This is a genomic window from Pseudomonas sp. SJZ078 (genome assembly GCF_007828255.1).
In the GTDB taxonomy this organism is placed as follows: domain Bacteria; phylum Pseudomonadota; class Gammaproteobacteria; order Pseudomonadales; family Pseudomonadaceae; genus Aquipseudomonas.
Genome location: NZ_VIUG01000018.1, coordinates 81,393 through 102,660, shown reverse-complemented (window position 1 = coordinate 102,660; position 21,268 = coordinate 81,393). Strand labels below are relative to the sequence as shown.

General features: G+C 62.3%; 19 protein-coding genes. 7 read left to right on the top strand and 12 right to left on the bottom strand.

The annotated features are described in order from the left end of the window. The first annotated feature begins 43 nt into the window (after positions 1-43). The gene (locus FBY02_RS17080; protein WP_144929446.1) at positions 44-1,663 is read left to right on the top strand and encodes a methyl-accepting chemotaxis protein; all 1,620 of its coding nucleotides are present in this window, start codon (positions 44-46) and stop codon (positions 1,661-1,663) included. A gap of 151 nt (positions 1,664-1,814) precedes the next feature. Here FBY02_RS17080 and FBY02_RS17075 read toward each other — a convergent pair whose 3' ends face one another. The 4 genes from FBY02_RS17075 to FBY02_RS17060 are packed head-to-tail and all read right to left on the bottom strand — an operon-like array spanning position 1,815 to position 4,930. Next, entirely contained in the window at positions 1,815-3,176 is a 1,362-nt protein-coding gene (locus tag FBY02_RS17075) for a 4Fe-4S binding protein (RefSeq protein ID WP_144929445.1), read from the bottom strand. Next, entirely contained in the window at positions 3,164-4,018 is an 855-nt protein-coding gene (locus tag FBY02_RS17070; protein ID WP_144929444.1) for an FTR1 family protein, read from the bottom strand. Before FBY02_RS17070 ends, FBY02_RS17075 begins: the two co-directional genes overlap by 13 nt. A gap of 22 nt (positions 4,019-4,040) precedes the next feature. Beyond that, positions 4,041-4,397 (bottom strand): cupredoxin domain-containing protein, encoded by a 357-nt coding sequence (locus FBY02_RS17065; RefSeq protein WP_144929443.1) that lies wholly within the window; start codon positions 4,395-4,397, stop codon positions 4,041-4,043. 2 nt (positions 4,398-4,399) lie between these two features. Then, on the bottom strand, positions 4,400-4,930 hold the full coding sequence (locus FBY02_RS17060) for an iron transporter (protein WP_144929442.1): 531 nt from the start codon (positions 4,928-4,930) through the stop codon (positions 4,400-4,402). 188 nt (positions 4,931-5,118) lie between these two features. Between FBY02_RS17060 and FBY02_RS17055 the strand changes: the two genes are divergently transcribed. Then, positions 5,119-5,331 (top strand): DUF3079 domain-containing protein, encoded by a 213-nt coding sequence (locus tag FBY02_RS17055; RefSeq protein WP_144929441.1) that lies wholly within the window; start codon positions 5,119-5,121, stop codon positions 5,329-5,331. Positions 5,332-5,436: 105 nt separating this feature from the next. Here the strand turns inward: FBY02_RS17055 and FBY02_RS17050 are convergent, their stop codons facing one another. From FBY02_RS17050 to FBY02_RS17035, 3 genes are all read right to left on the bottom strand, one after another. After that, a complete protein-coding gene (locus FBY02_RS17050) occupies positions 5,437-7,176 on the bottom strand; it encodes a dipeptidase (RefSeq protein ID WP_144929440.1) in 1,740 nt (579 codons plus the stop codon). Positions 7,177-7,488: 312 nt separating this feature from the next. Then, complete coding sequence (locus FBY02_RS17040; protein WP_144929438.1) at positions 7,489-9,489, bottom strand: U32 family peptidase; 2,001 nt, start codon at positions 9,487-9,489, stop codon at positions 7,489-7,491. Between the two features lie 120 nt (positions 9,490-9,609). After that, positions 9,610-11,178: a sensor domain-containing diguanylate cyclase gene (locus tag FBY02_RS17035; protein ID WP_144929437.1), complete on the bottom strand. Its 1,569-nt coding sequence runs from the start codon at positions 11,176-11,178 to the stop codon at positions 9,610-9,612. A 106-nt stretch (positions 11,179-11,284) separates the two neighbouring features. On the opposite strand from FBY02_RS17035, the gene FBY02_RS17030 reads away from it, so the two are divergent. Continuing rightward, on the top strand, positions 11,285-11,743 hold the full coding sequence (locus FBY02_RS17030; protein WP_144929436.1) for a metallophosphoesterase family protein: 459 nt from the start codon (positions 11,285-11,287) through the stop codon (positions 11,741-11,743). 177 nt (positions 11,744-11,920) lie between these two features. Here the strand turns inward: FBY02_RS17030 and FBY02_RS17025 are convergent, their stop codons facing one another. The 3 genes from FBY02_RS17025 to FBY02_RS17015 form a co-directional block, all read right to left on the bottom strand. After that, positions 11,921-13,123, bottom strand: coding sequence for an NAD(P)/FAD-dependent oxidoreductase (locus FBY02_RS17025; protein ID WP_144929435.1), 1,203 nt, complete (start codon positions 13,121-13,123; stop codon positions 11,921-11,923). A 300-nt stretch (positions 13,124-13,423) separates the two neighbouring features. Beyond that, positions 13,424-13,801: a response regulator transcription factor gene (locus tag FBY02_RS17020; RefSeq protein WP_144929434.1), complete on the bottom strand. Its 378-nt coding sequence runs from the start codon at positions 13,799-13,801 to the stop codon at positions 13,424-13,426. Between the two features lie 100 nt (positions 13,802-13,901). Next, positions 13,902-14,552, bottom strand: coding sequence for a response regulator transcription factor (locus FBY02_RS17015; protein ID WP_144929433.1), 651 nt, complete (start codon positions 14,550-14,552; stop codon positions 13,902-13,904). 354 nt (positions 14,553-14,906) lie between these two features. Between FBY02_RS17015 and FBY02_RS17010 the strand changes: the two genes are divergently transcribed. Continuing rightward, positions 14,907-15,845: a LysR family transcriptional regulator gene (locus FBY02_RS17010; RefSeq protein ID WP_144929432.1), complete on the top strand. Its 939-nt coding sequence runs from the start codon at positions 14,907-14,909 to the stop codon at positions 15,843-15,845. Between the two features lie 12 nt (positions 15,846-15,857). Here the strand turns inward: FBY02_RS17010 and FBY02_RS17005 are convergent, their stop codons facing one another. Both FBY02_RS17005 and FBY02_RS17000 read right to left on the bottom strand, forming a co-directional pair. After that, the gene (locus FBY02_RS17005) at positions 15,858-16,763 is read right to left on the bottom strand and encodes a hypothetical protein (protein WP_144929431.1); all 906 of its coding nucleotides are present in this window, start codon (positions 16,761-16,763) and stop codon (positions 15,858-15,860) included. A gap of 46 nt (positions 16,764-16,809) precedes the next feature. After that, a complete protein-coding gene (locus FBY02_RS17000; protein WP_371921426.1) occupies positions 16,810-17,817 on the bottom strand; it encodes a GlxA family transcriptional regulator in 1,008 nt (335 codons plus the stop codon). A gap of 178 nt (positions 17,818-17,995) precedes the next feature. On the opposite strand from FBY02_RS17000, the gene FBY02_RS16995 reads away from it, so the two are divergent. From FBY02_RS16995 to FBY02_RS16985, 3 genes are all read left to right on the top strand, one after another. Beyond that, complete coding sequence (locus tag FBY02_RS16995; RefSeq protein ID WP_144929430.1) at positions 17,996-18,988, top strand: helix-turn-helix domain-containing protein; 993 nt, start codon at positions 17,996-17,998, stop codon at positions 18,986-18,988. Positions 18,989-19,059: 71 nt separating this feature from the next. Next, positions 19,060-19,992: a transporter gene (locus FBY02_RS16990; RefSeq protein ID WP_144929429.1), complete on the top strand. Its 933-nt coding sequence runs from the start codon at positions 19,060-19,062 to the stop codon at positions 19,990-19,992. Between the two features lie 11 nt (positions 19,993-20,003). Next, positions 20,004-21,254: an MFS transporter gene (locus FBY02_RS16985; RefSeq protein ID WP_144929428.1), complete on the top strand. Its 1,251-nt coding sequence runs from the start codon at positions 20,004-20,006 to the stop codon at positions 21,252-21,254. Positions 21,255-21,268: the final 14 nt, after the last annotated feature.

Below are 21,268 nucleotides of genomic sequence, written 5' to 3'. Positions count from 1 at the left end.
TGCGCTGCCGGATCGGCAGGTAGTTGAACAGGGAGCATTTGATATGACCAGACTCACCACCGCCCAACGCATCGTGATCGGCTTTGCCATCGCGCCGCTGGCCTTGATCGCCCTGGCGTTGTACGCCTTGCACGACCTGGCTGTGTTGCGCGACCAGGCCGAGCAGATCGTCCGGCAGGATTGGCCGAAGATTGACCCGATCATGGTGATCGCCACAGGCGTGCGCGATAACGCCAGGAACACCCGGGACTTGCTGATCGACAAGAACAATGCGCAGGTGCAGCAATCCATCGATGCCACGCGGCAACGCATCACCCAGGCTTTTGCGACGTTGGAGCCGCTGTTGTTTCAGCCCGAAGGCAAGGCGGCTTTTGCCGAACTGAAGAAGCGTCGAGAGGCCTATGTGGCGGCATTCGTCCAGGTGCAGGCGCTGATCCGCCAGGGCGCCACGAATGAGGCGATGACGCAACTCAGGCAGGGTGTGATCCCGGCGGAGCTTGAGGTGTACAAGAGCCTGGAAGGTTTGATGGCGATGCAGGGCAGGCTCTTTGCCGAGCGTGAGCAACTGGCCCAGGCGCGCTACAGCGATGCGCGGCGCAACATGTTGATGTTGGTCCTGGCGTGCCTGGCCGTGGTGAGTACCGTGGCGATACTGGTGACCCGCAGCGTGACCCGTCCGTTGGGCGGCGAGCCCGATGATGCCGCGCGGGTGCTGAGCCACATCGCCCAGGGCGATCTGACGATCCGCGTACCGGTGGGCGTCGGCGCCAACGACAGTGTGATGAGCAACATGCACGACATGCAGCAGAATCTGAACACCATGGTTCGGCACATTGCGGCCTCGGTGGATCGGGTAGCCAGTTCATCCGAAGAGCTGAGTGCGGTCAGCAGCCAGACCAACAGCACGTTGCAGTTGCAAGGCATGGAGATCGAGCAGGCTGCGGCGGCGGTGAACCAGATGACAGCGGCGGTGGACGAGGTGGCGCGCAACGCCGTGAGTACCAGCGAAGCCTCGCGGGTTTCCGAGCAGACCGCCCAGCGTGGACGTGAGCAGGTCCAGCAGACGGTCGCCTGCATCTCGGCGCTGGCGGACGGCGTGACGGACACCTCGGCGCGCATCCAGCAACTGGCGGGGCGGGTCGAGGGTATCAGCACCGTACTGGACGTGATCCGCGGCATTGCCGAGCAGACCAACCTCCTGGCCCTGAACGCCGCCATCGAAGCCGCCCGGGCCGGCGATGCCGGACGCGGCTTTGCGGTGGTGGCTGACGAAGTCCGTGCACTGGCCCATCGCACCCAGGATTCGACCCGGGAAATCGAGGACATGATCGGCAACATCCGCCAGGACAGCGGACATGCTGTGACGGCCATGCAAAGCAGCAGCGAGCGGGTACTGGACACCTTGCAAGTCGCCCAGCGTTCCGGCGACGCCCTGGATGAAATCGCCCGCTCGATATCGCAGATCAACGAGCGCAACCTGATGATCGCCAGCGCCACGGAACAACAGGCCCTGGTGGCCCGGGAAGTTGACCGCAACCTGGTGGGCATTCGCAACCTGTCGGAACAGGTGCTTCTGGGGGCAAGGCACACCGATACCGCCGGCCAGGACCTGGCACAGATGGCCGGCTCGCTGCATGAGACGGTGGCGCGGTTCAAGGTGTAGCGGGGCGGGCATTACGAACTTTCTGTGGGAGCGGGCTTGCTCGCGAAAGCGGTCTTTCAGTTACCTATGCATCACTGACACACTGCATTCGCGAGCAAGCCCGCTCCCACAGGATCCAGTTCTACCCAGGTGTTAGGAACACCTCGCAAGATCACCACCCCCAGAACTGCAACCACCAGCCGTATCCCACCAGGCCGCAGGCCAATGCCAGGCATGCCGTGGTCGGTAATCGTCGAACCGGGGGCATCTGCTCCAGGCGTTTCCAACCCAGCCACAGGCTCCAGGCCATCGCTGCCAGTAAAAGCGCGGCCCGCGCCGGCTGCACCCATTCGAGCGACAATCCTTCATAGTGCAACAGTTTTACCGTGGTGGCCGACAAGCCGAGAAACAGCCCTGCACCACCAAGAGGCGTCAGGGTGATGGCTAAGGGCCAATAGTGTGCGGCATCTCCCGACATTTTCGCCGCCAGGCGTATCAGCAGCGTCAACGAACCACCCAGCAGCAAGGCGCTCATGCCCAGGTAGGCGAGGATGCAAAAACCATCGAGCCAGCTGAAACTGTCATTGAGCTGCGGATAGTGCGTCAACAGCCACCAGGGCGCGTTGTCCTGGAGGGGCCAAAACAGGTCATGGGTTATCAGCCATTGGGCCAGATTCTGCTTCAAGGCGATGAACCACGGGCTGATAGTCCACTGGAAAGCTCCCATGGCCAAGCCGATGACGCCGAACAACAGCAAGCGCACGTCCCACGGCGAGACGCTGTCCGGTGTCGAATCAAGGATTTCCTGGTTGCTGGAACGGGCGATCAGGCGCACGGCGTCGCGTTGGCCGCTGCAACGACCGCAGGCATGGCAGTCGGCGGCGCTGCGCATGCGACGAATGTCCAGCAGCGGCGCGCAGTTGGGCGCTGGTCGACTGGGCGCCGGGTTTTCCAGCCAGCGTTGTTCGTCCACCTGAAAATGCACCGGTGCCAGGCGGGCGAGCAGGGCGAAGACGCCGCTGACCGGGCACAGGTAGCGGCACCATACCCGTTTACCCCGGGCGAACAGCAGGCCGACGAGCACCGCCGCGACGGTCGAGCCGCCGAGGATCAACAGCGCAGCCTGAGCATAGTCATAAACGCTGATGAGTTGGCCATAGATCGTGGTCAAACAGAAGGCCAGGGTCGGCCAACCGGCCCAGCGCAGGCCTCGCGGTATGCCCAGGCCTTTGCCATATCGGCTGGCCCATTCGCTCAAGGCGCCCTCGGGGCACAGCACGCCACACCAGAGCCGACCGAACAGCACGATCGACAGCAACACGAAGGGCCACCAGAGGCCCCAGAACAGAAATTGAGCCAGCAACGTGAGGTTGTCGAGCAGGCGCGCCTGGCTGTCCGGCAAGGGCAGGAACGCAGGGACCACCAGCAACACCCCATAAAACAGCACCACTGCCCATTGCACGGCGCGGATGGTCGCGCCGTGGCGGCGCATGCCGTCGCCCAGGCGCTGGAGCCAGGCGTTCAGGTCGGGCATGGCAGGGTTTCCATCTTGCGTGGCCGCAGCGAGCCGACGACGGCCAGCCAATAGCCGACCCACACCAGCAATGTCAGCGCGCTGGGACTCGCCCGATACCCGGCGAAATCGGCGAGGAAACCACCGAACCCATGGCCGTCATCCAGAATCGCGCTGCTGTCCCACAGGGCATCGCCGATGCCGCGATACACTGCCTCGGGCCAGTCCATCGCAAGCAACTGCCCGGCGACCCGCTCGATGCCGCTGACCAGCAACGCCGCTCCCAACAGCAACACAATCGTCTCGCTGATGGCAAAGAAACGCGGCCATGCGATGAACCGTCGACCGCTGTGCAGCAAGGAAACGGTCAGCAGCGCCAGCACCAGCCCAGCCAGTGCGCCAACGGCGAACAGGCCCAGTTGCGTCCCGTGCAGGCGAGCCCCGGCGCCATACAGGAAGACCACGGTTTCACTGCCTTCGCGGCTCACGGCCAACAGCGCCAGGACCAGCAGGCCCAGGCCACCCTGGCGGTCCAGGCGCTGATCGGCGTGACGGGTCAGCGCCTGCTTGAGCGTCCCGGCGTTGCGATGCATCCAGCCCACCATCTGCACGATCAGCACACTGGCAACCAGCGCCAACGAGGCCTGGAACCACTCGTTGGCCGCGCCGCTCATGGCTTCGCCGGCCAGCAGGATCAGCCCCGCCAGCCCCGCCGAAAGCAACAGGCCCAGGGCCGCGCCGCTCCAGACGTAGCGCAGTAGCGGCCGGGTCTGTCGCTGCCGGCTGACCCAGGCCTGGAGAATCCCGAGCACCAACAAGGCCTCGACGCTTTCGCGCCAGACAATAAACATCGATTGAGTCATGCAAACGCCTCCTGTCGGCCGATCACTGGGCCAGGATGCCGCCCTCGGGCAGTTGCGGATTGAATTCATCGAAAAATGGATAGTGCCCCGGACGCAGCGGATGAATCACGACGAAGGTGGTGACTCCGGGCGACAGCACTTTTTCCACTCGCAATGGCGTGCTCTCGAACTCCGCCGGACCCTGGCCGATGTTCTTCAGCACGATCTTGAAACGCTGCCCGGCCGGTACTTCCAACAGCGGCGGGGTGAAGTGTCCGTCGCGGATGCTCAGTTCATAGGTCGGCAACTCGGCCTGGGCCAGCGACGGCAGCAGGCTCGCCAGCACCAGCCAGGCCAGGCGTCCATGCCTCGCGGGCTGCCCGCGGGTTCGACGGTCCATCGTCAATATCCGCCCTTCTTGCCGATCCCGGCGTAGACGAATTCGTAGTGCAACTCACATCGTTCGAACCACGGCGCGACGCCGGTCTCCTTGTCGGTATGACGACCGAGGGAGCCATGGCCGCCCGGGGGCAGGACGGTGAAGGTCAGTTGATATTTGCCGGGACCGAGCAGTTTCACGTTGTCGCCATAGTGCGGTCCGTCATTGGCGACCATGGCGTGGAAATCACCCTTGAGCTCGGTGTCGTTGCCCTGTTTTTTCAGCTGGAACGCCACGTTGAGGTAAGGCACGAAACTGCCTTCCTGGAAGCCTTGCGGGTTGTCCGCCGTGGCGCGGATATCGGCTTCCAGGTGAATGTCGGAATCGGCGGTGGCGCGCATCATGCCGGCCGGGGCCATTTCAATCGGTTGCAGGTACACCGCGCCGACTTCCAGTCCCGGGCACAGTTGCGGTTCGCCGATGGGGTATTCCTTGGCCTGGGCCAGCGGCGTGAGAACGAGGAGGGCGAGAGACAGGGGAGCGAACGTGCGCATGATGACTTCCTGGACGACATGAGAGTTGGCCGGAGTCTAGGGAGCTTCGCTGCGAATAATAATGATTATTGTCAATTTCCCGCGTGATTCTGCGAAGGAAATGGCGAGGGGGTTTTTGATCGAAATCAAGGGCGATCCAGGCCCGACGCGTTAGGGTACAGCTACACCCATCTGTCAGCGGGGTTCCCATGGCCAAGCCCTTTCCCCTTAGTCCCAAGCATCCTGAACGCATCTGCTGGGGCTGCGACCGCTACTGCGCATCGAACGCCCTGGCCTGTGGCAACGGCGCCGACCGGACCATGCACCCGGCCGAGATGATTGGGGAGGACTGGTACCTGCATGGGGATTGGGGGTTGGAGTTGACTGACATTACAGACCAAAGCGCCAATCTGGAGAAATAGACCAAAGCACCTGTCTGAAGGAATAGACCAAACCTGTGGCGAGGGGATAAATCCCCTCGCCACATTAAACCTGCCAGCCTGGAACCAACAGGCCGGCAGGTGTACTCAGAGCTTCGGCATCTGCCCGATCCGTCCCATCATTTCGGTCACGATCTGCAAGTCCAGCATGAACTGCTCGACTGTCTTGAACTCGTTGTCGTTATGACCGGTGTACTTGACATTGGGCATTGCCAGGCCGAACTGCACGCCGTTGGGCAGGTCGTGGACCGACGTGGCGCCTGCGGAGGTGCCGTATTTGTGCTCCATGCCCAGGTTCTCGGTGGCCACGGCCAGCAGCGCCTTGACCCATTCGCCCTCGGGGTTGCGGTACATCGGTTCGTCGATGGAATAGTCGAAGGCCACCGCCACGTGGGACTTCTTGCTCCAGGCCGCGAGTTTGTCGGCGATCTCGGTCTTGAGCGCTTCGGTGGACTTGCCGACCGGAACGCGCAGGTTGACGGCGAGCTTGAAGGTCTTGTCATCCATGCCGACAAAGGTCAGAGAGGCTGTCAGCGGGCCCATGAACGCGTCGGAGAAGCCAATCCCCAATTGTTTGCCCAGGTAGTCCAGGCCCCAGTTGTCGGCGGCGTAGCGGGCGGCGTCGGTGATGTGGTTGTGCTTGAGTGCGACCTTGCCGTCGAGGCCGTTGATGAAGTCGAGCATCCGCGCTACCGGGTTGACGCCGGACTCGGGTTCTGACGAGTGAGCGGAAACACCGGTGAAGGTCAGTTGGACGTCCTTGCCGACGACCTGGCTGGCGACCTCGAAGTTGCCGCCATTGCGCTTGGCATAATCGGTACCGGCCTTGAGCAGGCTGGCGGCCAGTTCGGCAGGCTTGTCAGCGACAAAGGTGGCCACCGATGTCGATGGAATCTGATTGGTTGCCAGGCCACCGGTCAACCCAGTGATTTCGGCGCCCTTGCCTTGCGCAGGACGGCGGGCAAAGTTCGCCATGACCGTGCCATAGCCTTTCTCGGCAATCACGACAGGGTAGCCGCCATCCAACGCCAGGTTGTAATTCGGCGTCGGGTTGTGTTCGAAGTAGTAGGGAATCGCGTCACCGGTGGTTTCCTCGGTGGTGTCCACCAGCAGCTTGAAATTCCGCGCCAGCGGCAGTTTCTCTTCCTTGATGATCTTCATGGCATAGAGCGCCACGACGATACCGTTCTTGTCGTCCTCGGTGCCTCGGCCGTACATACGGTCGCCCACCAGGGTGACTTTGAACGGGTCGAGCCGTGTGCCATCCTTCAGCACCCAGTTTTCCGGCGTCACCGGGACCACATCGGCGTGGGCGTGGATGCCCACGACTTCGTCGCCACTGCCTGGCAGGGAAATTTCATAGACACGGTTGTCGATGTTGCGGAAGTTCAAGTCGAAGCCCTGGGCGAGGCTTTTGATCTTGTCGGCGATCTTGAGGAATTCCGGATTCTCGTACTGGGCCACGCCGTCCTTGCGGAAGGTCGGGATCGCCACCAGTTCTTTCAGGGTTTCGGTGGCCGCGGCGCCGTATTTCACCCGCGCATAGATACCCAGCAGGCGATGGATTTCGTTCTGTTGTTCAGCCGACAGGGTTTTGTTGTCCTGGAAGGCGTTGATGGCCGGACCCAGGTTCGCGGTTTTGGCAACGTCGCTCTTGGCCACGCTACCCAGGAACTGCCTGAAGTCCGTGGCCGATGTGTCAGCGAGTGTCTTGACGAGCGTCGCGCTCTGCTGCGCGGTGATGTTGGCAAGTGCTGGCGCGCAGAGTGTTGCGAAGCTGGACAGCAGCAGGGTGGTCACAGCCAGGTGCTTGAGCGAGAAGTCCATTGCTGGGGGCATTCCTTTGCAGGGAGTTGAAGGAAGATGTTTCATTGGTGAAACAACTACGCAACCTAACACTGCAGATCAGCGGGCGGGGAGTCCACGAAGTAGGATTTGTCGCACACTCAAGCAAAAACGGCGCACAAATGAAAAACAATGCAGCCGGCGGTCCAGGTGGACGGGTGTATGCAGCCTCTGCATACATCACCGAACCCTGTGGGAGCGGGCTTGCCCGCGAAGGCGGCACATCCTGTATCTGTGTGACAGAGACACCGCTTTCGCGAGCAAGCCCGCTCCCACAGGCCATTGCGGCATTGCTTAATGCGGTGCGCGTGGAATGGTCTTGAGCAGGTCTTCAGGGCTGATGTACCCGACCACCGGCTGCGCCGTGCTGCCCGGCAATGGCAGGTCGAGGATGTGGCCCTTGATCTTGCCGACCACGTGCATCTCGCAGGGTTTGCAGTCGAACTTCAGCGTCAGCACTTCATCGCCGTGGATAAGCTGCATCGGTGCGACCTTGGTGCGCACGCCGGTGACGCCCTTGGCCTGCTTGGGACAGAGGTTGAACGAGAAACGCAGGCAGTGCTTGGTGATCATCACCGGCACTTCACCGGTTTCTTCGTGAGCCTCGAACGCCGCGTCGATCAGCTTGACCCCATGGCGATGATAGAAATCCCGGGCCTTCTGGTTATAGACGTTGGCCAGGAACGACAGGTGCGACTCTGGATACACCGGCGGCGGGCTGGTCTCGGCCTTGCGGCTACCGCGGGGGTGCGCTTCGATGCGGGCGGCGGTCAGGGCTTCGATGGCTTCGCGACGCAACGCCTTGAGCTGCGAGTTGGGAATGAAGAATGCCTGGGGTGCATCCAGCTCGATGGCGGTGGCGTGGTATTCGGTGGTGCCCAGTTGGCCGAGCAGGTCGTGCAATTGCTCCAGGGCCTGTTCCGGCTTGTTGGCTACGCCGAACGGTCCGTCCAGGCCGATGCTGGCGCTGATGCCTTCCTCGCTGGTGGCCGTCAGTTGCAGGCGCTCTTCGCGCAGGCACGCGACCCAGGCCAGGCCGACACGGCGCTCGGATGAGGTTTTCAGCAGCGCCTGCTGCCAGTTATGGTCCAGGTTGCGGCTCAACGGGTGGTTGGGGCGCAACTGGTACATGCCGGCCGGCATCTCGTTCGGCTCGACGCGGTAGCGGTAGCGTTTCTGGCCGTCTTCTTCGAATTCGCCTTTGGGCTCGGCGATGTTGGCCCGGAAGCCCACCACCTCACGCTTGACCAGCACATTGAGGCCGTCGCCGTTGGACAGCGGGTCGAAGGTCACGACCTGCAGGTCGCGCTTGCCGACTTTTTCCACCACGCCCACCGGCACGCCAGTGAAGGTCGGCGAGTCGAAGGCGCCGATGTCGATCTTGCGCTCGCTGACGAAGTAGTCGGTGCTGCCCCGGTGGAAGGTCTTGTCCGGGTCGGGCACGAAGAAGTGCGCGGTACGGCCGCTGGATGCCCGGGCCAGGTCCGGACGGTCTTCGAGGACGTCGTCCAGGCGCTGGCGATAGTAGGCGGTGATGTTCTTCACATAGCCCATGTCCTTGTAGCGCCCTTCGATCTTGAATGAGCGCACACCGGCCTCCACCAGGGCGCGGATGTTGGCGCTCTGGTTGTTGTCCTTCATCGACAGCAGGTGCTTTTCATAGGCGACGACCCGACCCTGGTCGTCCTTGAGGGTGTAAGGCAGGCGACAGGCCTGGGAGCAGTCGCCACGGTTGGCGCTGCGACCGTTCTGGGCGTGGGAGATGTTGCACTGGCCGGAGAACGCCACGCACAGCGCGCCGTGGATGAAGAACTCGATGGCGGCATCGGTTTCGTCGGCGATGGCGCGGATTTCCTGCAGGTTCAGCTCGCGGGCCAGCACCAACTGCGAAAAGCCGGCCTGATCGAGGAACTTGGCCCGGGCCAGGGTACGAATGTCGGTCTGGGTACTGGCATGCAACTCGATCGGCGGAATGTCCAGCTCCATCACTCCCAGGTCCTGGACGATCAATGCGTCGACACCCGCATCGTAGAGCTGATGGATCAGCTGGCGGGCCGGCTCCAGCTCATTGTCGTGCAGGATGGTGTTGATCGTGGTGAATACCCGGGCGTGGTAGCGATGGGCGAACTCCACCAGCCGGGCGATATCGCCCACCTCATTGCAGGCGTTGTGACGCGCGCCGAAACTCGGGCCACCGATGTACACGGCGTCGGCGCCATGCAGGATGGCCTCGCGGGCGATGGTCACGTCGCGGGCAGGGCTGAGTAATTCCAGATGATGTTTGGGCAAGGACATGTGTTTTTTAGTCAGGCTGGTCACGGTCGAAGCGACCATTGTAGCCGCCAGGCGCCTTGCCGGCACCTGTGGACTTGGATTTGCGCGATCCGGACCGATGCACGGCGGTCCTTTACCGGCTCAACCCGACGTTGCGTTGGCACTGCACCAGCGGTTTCGCCCGGTGTTCTTGGCCAGGTACAGAAAGGCGTCGGCGGCCTTGATCAACATGGCAGGCGTCACGTCCACCGTGCCCGGCTGGCTGGTGGTGATGCCGGCGCTGGCCGTGACGATGCCCAATGGATGATCGCCATGTTCGATGTCCAGCGCTCTGATGGCGTCGAGAATGTCCTGGGCTATCTTGGAGGCACCGGTGCTGTCGGTATTGGGCAGCAGGACGGTGAACTCTTCGCCGCCGTACCTCACCGCCAGGTCGCTCGGCCGATTGACCGCGCCCCGGATCGCCCCGGCAATGGCCCGCAGGCACTCATCGCCTGCGGCATGCCCGTATTTGTCGTTGAAGCGCTTGAAGTAATCGACATCGAGCATGATCAGCGCCAGGGACGAGCCCTGGCGCTTGGCCAGGCGCAGCTCATCGGCCAAGGCCAGGTCCAGCTTCCGGCGGTTGCCCAGCCCGGTCAGGCTGTCGGTCAACGCCATGTCCCGCATGCTCTGGTGTGCATGACGGATCTGCTTTTCCATGGTCATCCGGTAGCGCAGTTGGCTCAGCACGATGAGCCCGAAGCCGACCAGGGTGACGATCAGGAAAACCAGCACGAAGCCGGTCTTGAGCAGGTCGCGGCGCCAGGGTGCGGTGATGGAGTCCCGGGACAGGCCGGCTTCCACCACCAACGGATAGGTGGTCAGCGCGCGGTAGCCATACAGGCGTTCGGTGGCGTCGATTACGGCGCGGGCTTCGGCGATGCCCTGGTTCGACGTCGGCAGGAAGTTCTTGAAAATCACGCTATTGACCAGGCTCTTGCCGATCACCGTCTCGACGAAGGGGCGCCGTACCAGGACGGTACCGTTGCGCATGGCCAGGACCAGGGCGCCTTTGTCGTCGATCTTGAAGTCGCCGTAGTAGTCCACGAAGTAGGCGACCTTGACCGTTCCAAGCAGCACGCCGGCGAATGAACCGTCGGGGTTGTTCAGGCGTCGAGAGATGGGAATGATCAGATCATTGGTGGAGCGGCTCCTGATGACCTCGCCAATGCGCACGTTTCTATCCGTGTGGGTGCGGTGATACTGGAAATAGTCACGGTCCGCGTTGTTCGCCGGTTCCGGGATCGTTTCCTTGTCGGTGACCACCCATTGCCCATCGGGTCCGTAGATAAACAGCCCATGCAACTGCGGCATGATGGCTGATTGCTGCACCAGCAGTTTATGGATGCGCGGGATGTCGATGTTCTTGAGCCCGTCGCCTTCCACCCGCTCGCTGAGCGCGGCGGTCACCACGTCCACCTGGCGGATGGTGTCTTCGGCGTGCTGAGCCGTCGCCCGCGCCAGGTTCGTCACCGAATCACGGGCGGCCGAAAACGCCGCACGGTAGTCACGCCATGTTCTCCAGCCCTCCACGGACAGAAAGGCGATCACCACCACCAGCATGAAACTGACGGTAAGCCTCAATGCCGCACCTGGCCGCGCAGGCTGGGGGTCGAAATCCTCGACAGGGCTTTCGCTCTTTGGCTCCGGCCGTTTGCGTCCGAGCATTAACATTTCCTTTTACGACAAGTCTGCGCACTATGGCTGCGCAGCCTATCTTATTCAATTCCAGCACGTTAGCCATTGCGACGACGCAGATTCGGCGGGAAATCACATGAAAGTTGGCGTCATTTCCGATACCCACGGCTTACTCCGTCCTGAAGCGCTTGCCGCGCTGACGGGGTGCGAGCGGATCATACATGGTGGTGATATTGGCAACCCCGGGATCCTCGAACAACTGGCGTCCATTGCGCCGCTGCATGTGGTGCGCGGCAACAACGACCTCGGGGCGGACTGGGCCGGGCCGTTAGCCGATAGCCTGCAGTTCGATCTGTGTGGTTGGCAGGTCTTTCTGGTGCATGACATCGCCGACGTGCCGGCTTCACTCGACTCGGCTGTGAAGGTGGTCATCACGGGGCACTCTCACAAACCGCGTATCGAATGGCGTGGCGAGCGTTTGTACCTGAACCCCGGCAGCGCTGGCCGGCGGCGTTTCAAGCTGCCGGTGACGCTGGGGTTGCTTGAGGTGAGTGCGGGTTCGATCGAACCGCGGATTGTGGCGTTGCTGGAGTGACGAGATGGGGGATCCCGGATCGCGAGCAGGCTCGCTCCGACCCAATCCGCGTTCATAACGAATGCCTGGTGCAGGCTGGGCGATCGAAGAAAAAACACCCGCCGAACCATCCATGGCGGGTGTCTGGGAAAAACCGGCTCAGAAAGGAGGGATCTGGCCGGGATCAGCGAAGTGAAATCACGCCACCGGAATCGACGGGTCGGCTGCTGCCAGGGCTACGGCGCGGTCGGCGGCGGGCGGGTAGATCCATATCGAGTTGATCTGGGTCTTGAGGGTCTTGGCCTCCTGGCCTACCAGTTTGAGCTGGCGATCCCACCCTTCGGTATACACCGCACCCCAGGCGCCCAGGTCCAGGCAGGTCACGTACTTGGGCTGGCTGTAGGGCATCGGTGCCACGCCCAGCAGGTCGGCGGCGACGTTGTTGCCGGCGTAGCGGCCCAGGGCGATGGCGTGCTGGCAGGACATCGCCGCATAGTTGCCCACGGTGTCGGTGGCGGCGTAAGCCACGTCACCGGCGGCGAAGATGTGGTCCTGGCCCAGCACCTTCAGGTTGCCGTCGACGTGCAAGCGGCCTTGGCGATCACGGGTGCCGGGTACGTGTTCGGTCAACGGACTGGCACGGAAACCCACGGTCCAGACCACCGTGCTGGATTCGATGCGCTGGCCGTTCGACAGGGTGACGCCGCCAGCATCCACCGATTCGACCGAGGCGTTGAGGATCCATTCGATGCCCAGGTGAGCCGACGCTTCGATCAGGGAAGGGCGGATGCCCTCGCCCAGGGAGGCACCGATCTCTGGTGCGCGGTCGACGACGATGACCCGGATGTTGGCATGTTCGCCCAGGGCGGCGCGCAGGCGGGCGGGCATTTCGGTTGCGGTTTCTATCCCGGTAAAGCCGCCGCCGGCCACTACCACGGTGTTGCGGGCAGGGCTGTCCGGCAAATTGCCAAGGGACTTGATGTGGGCTTCGAGACGGGTTGCCTGCTCGATCTCATCGACGTCGAAAGCATGCTCGACCACGCCCTTGAAGTCAGCGCGCATCAACTGGCTGCCGGCGGCGAGCACCAGCCGATCATAGCCCAGCGTGCCGTGGGTCCCGGAGGCGTCGCGATAGCTCACCTGCTTGAGATCGGCGTCGACGCCCTGTGCCGAGCCCTGCACGAAATTCACTCCGACCGCGTTGAACAACCCGTCCAGCGGAGCCGTCATCGTATGGACGTCCGGCTCGTAGAAACGCGGCCGGATGCGCAGCTCCGCCTGGGGCGCCAGGACGGTAATCTGCACATCGTTGCGATCATGCTGGTCCAACAGGCGGGCCGCGCTCAAGGCGCTCCATACCCCACCGAAACCTGCGCCAATTACCAGAATATGCTGTTTCATGATGTGCTCCCGAAGACAAAATCGATACGTTGAATTGTTCAACTGTTTCAGCGTGACCGTGTCGCGAAGTACCCGAACGTGCGTGGCTTCATGCATTCAGCTTCGGTTCGCTGTAGGAAATGGTATGCGTCGGTTCGGCGGCCGACACTTCTACATAAGGTCAGCGGCGGCATGTCTGCGTATGAAGGATCTATACGAAGGTGTTAGAGCAATGGGTGAGAGGATTGGCGGTTGGACACTGCTTTTGTGAACCACGCGGAACCTGTGGGAGCCGGGCTTGCCCGCGATGGCGGTGGCCATTCAGTCGATTGGTCGATTGAGTACCGATTCGATGCTGGCAATCAATTCAGCGCAGTGAAACGGCTTGGGAAAGAATGCCACCGGTTCCGCTGCGCCGGCCTTGACCCGGGGCGTCGGGGCGGGATGGCCGGTGATGAAAATGACCGGGATGTGAATGCCCTGGCCGGCCAGCTCGTTATACATCTGGATGCCGCTCATGCCGGGCATCGTGATATCGGAGATCAGGCAGGCGGTCTGTTCGGGGCCGCTGGAGGACAGGAAATCCAACGCGTTGGCATAGGTTCGAACGGTGTAACCGCTGGAACGCAGGAGACCATCCAAGGCGATTCGAACGGACTCATCGTCATCGACCACTGAAATAATCGCGGTATTGGACATTTAGATACCGAAGGTGATGTCAGGTCGCCATAAAGGCCCCGTCTTCCCTGCAAGATACCTTGTCCTGTCACCCCGCCAAGTTATACCTGGGTATGAACGTTCACCCGCCGCGATGCATGTCCAGCGCCTGGGCCATGCGCACCAGATCGGCGAATGAGCGCGCACGCATTTTGCGCATGGCCTGGCCCCGGTGGATCTTGACCGTGATTTCACTCAAACCGATTTCCCCGGCGATCTGTTTGTTCATCAATCCCGACACGGCCAGGGCCATGACCTGTTGTTCCCGGGCCGTGAGGCTGGCGTAACAGTCCTGGAGCGCCCGACGGCTACGGTCGGACTCACGGCGCAATCGATCCCGCTGCAGGGCGGCGGACACTGCATCGATCAGGTCCTGCTCCCGGAAGGGTTTGCTCAGGAAATCCACCGCGCCGGCTTTCATGGCCTTGACCGTCATGGCGATGTCGCCGTAGCCGGTCATGAACACGATCGGCAGATGGGTATCGGTCGTCGCCAGTTGCTGCTGGAAGTCCAGGCCGCTGGTGCCGCGCAGCCGCACGTCGAGCACCAGGCAACTGGGCTGGTCGGGGCGAGGGTATTGCATGAACTCCGTCACCGAGCCGAACAGTGCGACCTGCAGGCCAATGGAGCGCAACAGGCCGCCGAGGGCTTCGCGCAGCGGTTGATCGTCGTCGACGATATAGACGAGCGGCTCGTCGTTGATGGCCTGGCAGGCGGAGTGGGTAGGCGTCATCGGCTTTCCGAAACGAATCATGTGCAAGTGAGTAGGGGCGGGGCGAACCTGCACGAAGTGCCTTGGGCTGCGCTCGGATCCTACGGTCATGGGAATCGTTGCATCTTAAAAGTGCCGCTTGCCGCCAGGTAGGACATAAAACCCTGAAATTGCGCCACGGTCCTGAAGCGCTGCATACCGAAGTATCGATGAGCTTGCCTAAAGGTTGAATGGGTTGTCCCTAGGTACAACAGACAAGCGCGCGGCCGCGGGAATAACCTGCCAGGCATACCGTCGCCGGTGCGTCTCGATGAAAGGGCCGGCGATGATCCTGTCAACTCCTGAATCAATGGCCTGGTGCCTGGGACGGCTACTATGATGAACAGAAATGACCTGCGTCGTGCTGACATCAACCTGCTGGTTGTCTTCGAAACCCTGATGCATGAGCGCAATGTCAGCCGTGTCGGTGAAAAGCTGTTTCTTGGTCAACCGACGATCAGCAGTGCGCTGGCCCGCTTACGACTGATGTTCGATGACCCCTTGTTCATTCGTTCGGGCCGCTTGATGGAGCCGACGTCACGGGCCCAGGAAATATTTTCCAACCTGAGCCCTGCACTGGATGGCATTGCCGCTGCCCTGAGTCGCTGCCAGGCGTTCGATCCGGGCACCAGTGAAGCGACCTTTCATGTCGGACTGTCCGATGACGTTGAATATGCGTTGCTGCCGGATCTGTTGCGCCGCCTGCGGGTCGAGGCGCCGGGCACGACACTGGTGGTGCGCCGGGCTGATCAATGGCAGATGTCCCAGTTGCTGATCAGCGGGGAAATCACCCTGGGCATCAGCCACACCCTGGAATTGCCGGCCAATGCCCGGCGCAAGGACTTGCGGCGGATTCGGCCGATGCTGCTGCGGGCCGACTCGAAGCCTGGGGAATTGTCCCTGGACGAGTTCTGCCAGCGACCCCACGCGGTGGTGTCGTCCATGGGCAATGTCATCGATGACTCTGATCGCGCCTTGAACCTGATCGGGCGCCAACGCCGGGTGGTGTTGACCGTGCCACAGTTCAGCGCCTTGCCCGTGTTGTTGGCCAATAGCGACATGATCGCCATCGTGCCGGACTATGTCGCCCAGGCCATGGCGACGGCCACTGGCCTCAGGGCCGAGCCGGCGCCGATCCGTTTGCCCGAGCACGCGCTGTCGATGGTCTGGGGTGGTGCTTCTCACAATGATCCGGGGGAGTGCTGGTTGCGTGCCCGTTGTAGCGCGTTCGTGGCCGAGCACGCCGAGCACCAGGACGCCAGGAAGGTCGCTTGAGCTGCGGGCCGGCTAATCGTCTTTCGAGGCGTATCCCTCGGGGTCGACGTTGGCTTGCGCCTTCGCCACCAGGCGCTGCACCCATTCGGCATCCTGCTCGTTGATCACCGCGTAGCGGTCCGGTGGAAAAAAGGTCCAGTGATGGGCGGCCTCGGCAAGGCGCTTGAGTTCATCGCCAGACAGCCAGTACGCCGTGTCGATCAAGGGTATCGGTGCGCCGTCGAAACGCCGGCCCAGGGGCAACTGGGTGCCGGGGGCAAAGGCAATCGCCAGTTGCTCCCGTGGTTGAAGCTGCTTGGCCGGCGCAGGCGTTTGTCCAATCCGAGCGTAGGTGAAGTTGCCGGGGAATTGCTCCTTGAGCACCAGCCAGTGTCCCTCCTTGGTTCTGGCCAGGACCCACTGCGATACGCCGCTGTCTTGCACGCGCTCGATTTTATCGTTGACCCAGAGCATGAGGCTGTTGCAGTCGGGGTCATAGTCGTTGGCCCACAGGCAGAAACCTGAGACCAGGGTATGGCGCTCAAGCTCGACCACACCCTGATCCGGCATGGACTGCCAGTAGCGTTTGGTCGGGTCGTGTTTGTCCCGCAGGAAATTGCGCAGCGCCCAGGCCGTGGTGAAAAGCACTATCGCGACCGCCAGCCATCCCAGGGACTCATCGATGATGGGATCCAGGTCGAGGCCAGGGGCGAACAGTGCTTGATAGAGCATCAGCCCCAGGAATAATGCGATGGGGGGCAACAGGGGGCCGAAGCACAGCGGCGGCACCAGCACCATGAGCCAGTTGAAACGGTGGTGAGCCGCATAATCATGGGCCCAGGCCAGCTCCTGGGGGTGCATCGGCGCCTGTTCACGCGGGCCGATGGCTGGGTCCGGGGTCCAGAAACGCATGTACTGTGTGTAGGAGAAGTCGCTCATGGACGAAGTCATGCTCGTTAGGTAATCGTTGGGAGCCTCAGCCCGGTCAGCGGGAAAAGCGCTTGCGGTAATCCCGGGGTGAAATCGAGAGGTGGCGCTGGAAGGTAAGGCGCATTCGTTCTTCGTCACCGAAACCGCACGAGCGGGCGATCTGATCGATGTTGCGTTGGGAATCTTCCAGCAGCCTTCGCGCGGCTTCCAGGCGAAACAACTCGATGGCTTTGGCCGGAGTCCGGCCGGTCTGGCGCTTGTAGACCCGGGAGAAGTTACGCGGGCTCATTCGCGCCTGGCGGGCCAGCCGTTCGATGGTCAGGTCGTCGCCCAGGTGCTCGGCAATCCAGAGGTGCAGCTCGTCGAAGCCGGCGCTGTCCTGGGTTTGCAATTGCAGCAGCTGGCTGAATTGCGCCTGGCCACCGGGGCGCTTGAGAAACACCACCAGCTCCCGGGCCACTTGCAGGGCGACCTCGCGGCCGCAGTCGGCTTCCACCAGCGCCAGGGCCATGTCGATGCCGGCGCTGACCCCTGCCGAGGTCCACACGTGACCCTGCTGGATGAAAATCGCATCCAGGTCCACTTCCACCATCGGGAAACCGCTTTTCAGCATGTCGCACATGGCCCAGTGCGTCGCGGCACGGCGTCCGTTCAGCAAGCCGGCCTGGGCCATCAGGAACGTGCCGCTGCACACCGATGCGGTGCGTCGGGCCCTGACTGAAGCATGGCGCAGCCAGTCGACCAGATCGACGCAATCGATCATCGCCTGGCGGATGTCGGGCGCGCCGGGGACGATCAGCGTGTCGATCAGAATGTCTTCGAACTGGCGCAGGCGGCAGGTCTGCACGACCAGGCCTTCGGCGGTTCGCATCAACCCGCCCGGGAGGCTGGCGGTATGCATGGCGTAGCCGGGCAGGCCGCGTTCGGCCATGGCTTTGGTCGCCGCCCAGAACACCGTCTGGGCGCCGGTCAGGTCCAGAAGGCCCATTTGCGGGTAGGCCAGGAAGACCAGCGTGCGTGGTTGGGTGATCGACCGGCTGGCAAGGTCGATGTCACGGGGCATTTCGTTCATGGTGGCGTGGATGTTCAGAGGTCGATTCATTCTGCTTTATACACTGGCAGCGAATCCATTCCTGGCCAATTATCCGTTTTCGGCACAATTGCACGGCTTGCCTGGGAGGCGGAATGGAACTTGCCTGATGTTTGATCCGTAAGCCCAGGAATCGATGAAGGTCGGGTCAATGAATAACAACAACAGAGTGCAGTCGACGGTTCCGGCAAGTGGGTTTCCGACCCCGGTGGTCAATCGGTTTCGCACCGGTGACATCGACGAACACTCGCGCAACATGGGCGGTTGGCAACTCTGCTACGACCAGTTGACCCCAGGGCGCTTCGAGGGCGACCTGGTCGAGTTCCGTGCCGACTGGATGCAGCTGGTGCGTGACCGCTCTAACCAGGCGATGACCAAGCAGGGCGCGGCTTGGGAAGGCGCCATCACCTTCAGCTTGCCGCTGAATGCGGACGGTCCGGCCTTCTGCTCCGGACACCCGATTGCCGAACCCAGCCTGTTGGTTGCACGCGGGCAAAACCTGCCCGAGTTGTGTACGCCTGCGCACCTCGATCTGTTCGCTTTCGCCTTGGATGAGCAGACGCTGGAACATATGCTGGAGCGCCAGGGCAGCCGGTTCCAGATTACCGATCTTCCCAAGTGTTACCGGCTCGGTGATTCGATGCTGCCGGCCGAAGTCGCGATGGTGTTCAATGAACTCGAAGGCTGCGCCCAGGGACGCGACTCGATGTTGGGCTATGAGTCGATCCGTCGGGGCCTGCGCGACACCGTCATGGTGCAGGTGCTGGAATTGGTCGCGCCGGACGAGGCGCCCCCGCTCAACCCTACGGCGCGCAAGCGCATGGTCGACCGGGCCCGGGAGTACGCCATGGCCCATGTTGATGAGCCGCTGTCGATCCTTGACCTGTGCAACCACATCGGTGCCAGCCGGCGCAAATTGCAGTATTGCTTCCAGGAAACCCTGGGCATCAATCCCGTGGCTTATTTACGCGCGTTGCGCCTCAATGCCGTGCGCCGTGAGCTGCGCAATGATGATCAGGTCCAGAGCGTGCAGGAGGTAGCGGCACGCTGGGGATTCTGGCATTTGAGCCGGTTTTCCAGTGACTATCGGGTCCTGTTCGGTGAAACGCCTTCGCAAACCTTGCGTCGCACGCATCTGTGCTGAAAACGGATAACGGCCGATGACGCCTGCTCCCTAGGATGACCCCACCACCACATGGTCGGAAGGGGCATTCGATGAATCACAATAAGAAAACAAACGTCTTGCGCTTTACGTGGTTGACCCTGGGGATGATCGGCCTTTGCGCCGCCGCCCATGGCACCGAAAACGGCGCGCCGACCACGGCGGTCGGGGTCTACGACTTCGGTGCGGGCATGATGCCGCCGGCCACGCCCTTCGGGACCGTCGGCCTGCGCACGGCGTTTTACTCCGCCAACGTGCAGAAAGACCGCCACGGCAACTCGGTGGACAACAATTTCTCTCTGGATGTGCTGTCCATCGGCGTCGCCTACATGCGCATGACCGATTACACCGTGTTGGGCGCCAAATATGGCTTCGGCACCGTAGTGCCGTTCTTCAAGATGGACGCCTCGGTACAGGTGCAGACACCTGTCGGCCCGCTGGACCTTGAAGCCGATCCGTTTCGTCTGGCGGACGTCCAGTTCCTGCCGGTGATCCTGCAATGGACCCTGTCGCCGAACCTGTTCGTCAACACTCAGTTCCAGATCCAGGCGCCTACCGGCGACTACGACAAGAATCGCTTGATTTCACCCGGCCTCAACCACTGGACGTTCTCACCGATCGTCAACGCCACCTACCTCTCCGACAGCGGCTTTGAAGTGTCTTCCAGCTTCGAGGTCGATGTGAATACCCGCAACAACGTCACCGACTACAAGAACGGCGTCGAGTACCGCCATGAGTTCGCCGTGGGGCAGCACGCCGGGCCCTGGACCGTGGGGGTGGGCGGCTACTACTACCGCCAGTTCAGCGATGACGATGCGCCAGGACTGGAGACCGGCAATCGCGCCCGGGTGATGGCCGTCGGGCCGGCGGTGAGTTACTTCAAGCCCGGTATTCCGCCGGTGTGGCTGCACGTCTACAAAGAGTTTGACGCCCGCAACCGTGCCGAGGGCTATACCGCGGCGTTGCGTATTTCTCAAAGTTTCTGAAGGGGCTCGCCATGAACCAACCAAGCAGCGTTTCAACGGCTCCGTTGCGTCAGGCAGGCCTGCGTGAGGGCCTGGTACTGATGCTGGGCAGCAGTTTGACCATTATGGGGTCGGTGATGGTTTCTCCCGTCCTGCCCCGCTTGGGTGCCGAATTCGGCCCCGTGGAACCCCGGGCCGATTTGCTGTTGCCGCTGGCGGTCACCGGGCCGGCCCTGGCAATCGCCCTGTGCGCACCTCTGGCCGGATGGTTGGCCGATCGCGTCGGGCGTAAGGCCTTGCTGGTGCTTGCCACGTTGCTCTACGCCGTGCTCGGCGCCTTGCCCGCCATGCTCGATAGCCTGCCCGCCATCGTGGCGACGAGGCTGTTGTTCGGCTGTACCGAAGCGGCGGTCATGACCTGTTGTGCCACGTTGATTGCCGACTATTGGCACGACGAGGAGCGCTTGCGCTACGTCAATCGGCAGGTGGTTACCATCGGGCTGGTGGGGGCGCTGTTCTTTGTGGTGGGCGGGGCACTTGGGGAGCATTCGTGGCGCTCGCCGTTCCTGCTCTATCTCCTGCCGTTATTGCTGGTACCGTCAATGATGAAGGTGTTGTGGGAGCCGCCGCTGGCGCGGCGCAGCGCGACCAGGTCGCCAAACGACGGGGCAGGCTTGACCAAAGTGGCGGTGCTGCCGCTGGTGGTCGGCAACCTGATGATTTTTGGCGGCATGGTCCTGGCCTTCGTTTTACCGGTCCAGGCGCCGATGCTGTTGGTCAGCCTGGGCATTACCTCCAGCACCATGATCGGCATGGCAGCGGGGCTGAGCCTGTTGGCGACGCTGGTCGGTTCGCTGATGTGGCCGATGCTGCGTCGCCGCTTCGGCATCGCCGGTTGCAATGCATTGCTGCTGGGGCTGGCGAGCCTTGGGCTATGGCTGCTGACGCGCGCACAGAGTTACAACGAGGTGCTGGTTTCAGTACTCATCCAGGGTCTGGGGTTCGGGTTGTTGGTGCCCAATGTGATGGCACCGGTGATGAACGCCCTGACCGCCAGCACCCGTGGTCGGGGGTTGGGCGGGTTCACGGCATTTCTCTATCTCGGTCAATTCGCCAGTCCTCTGGTAGTGGCCGGCGTGGGGGGATTGGCCGGGGATCTGCGCCAGTCCATCCAATGGTTAGCGTTCACCAGCCTTGTCGTAGCACTGCTTTGGCTGATTACCGGTCTGCGCAGCCGTGGTCACGACCAGGCCAGTCCTATCGGTACACGCCCATCATCATGAATAAGGAATCCGAA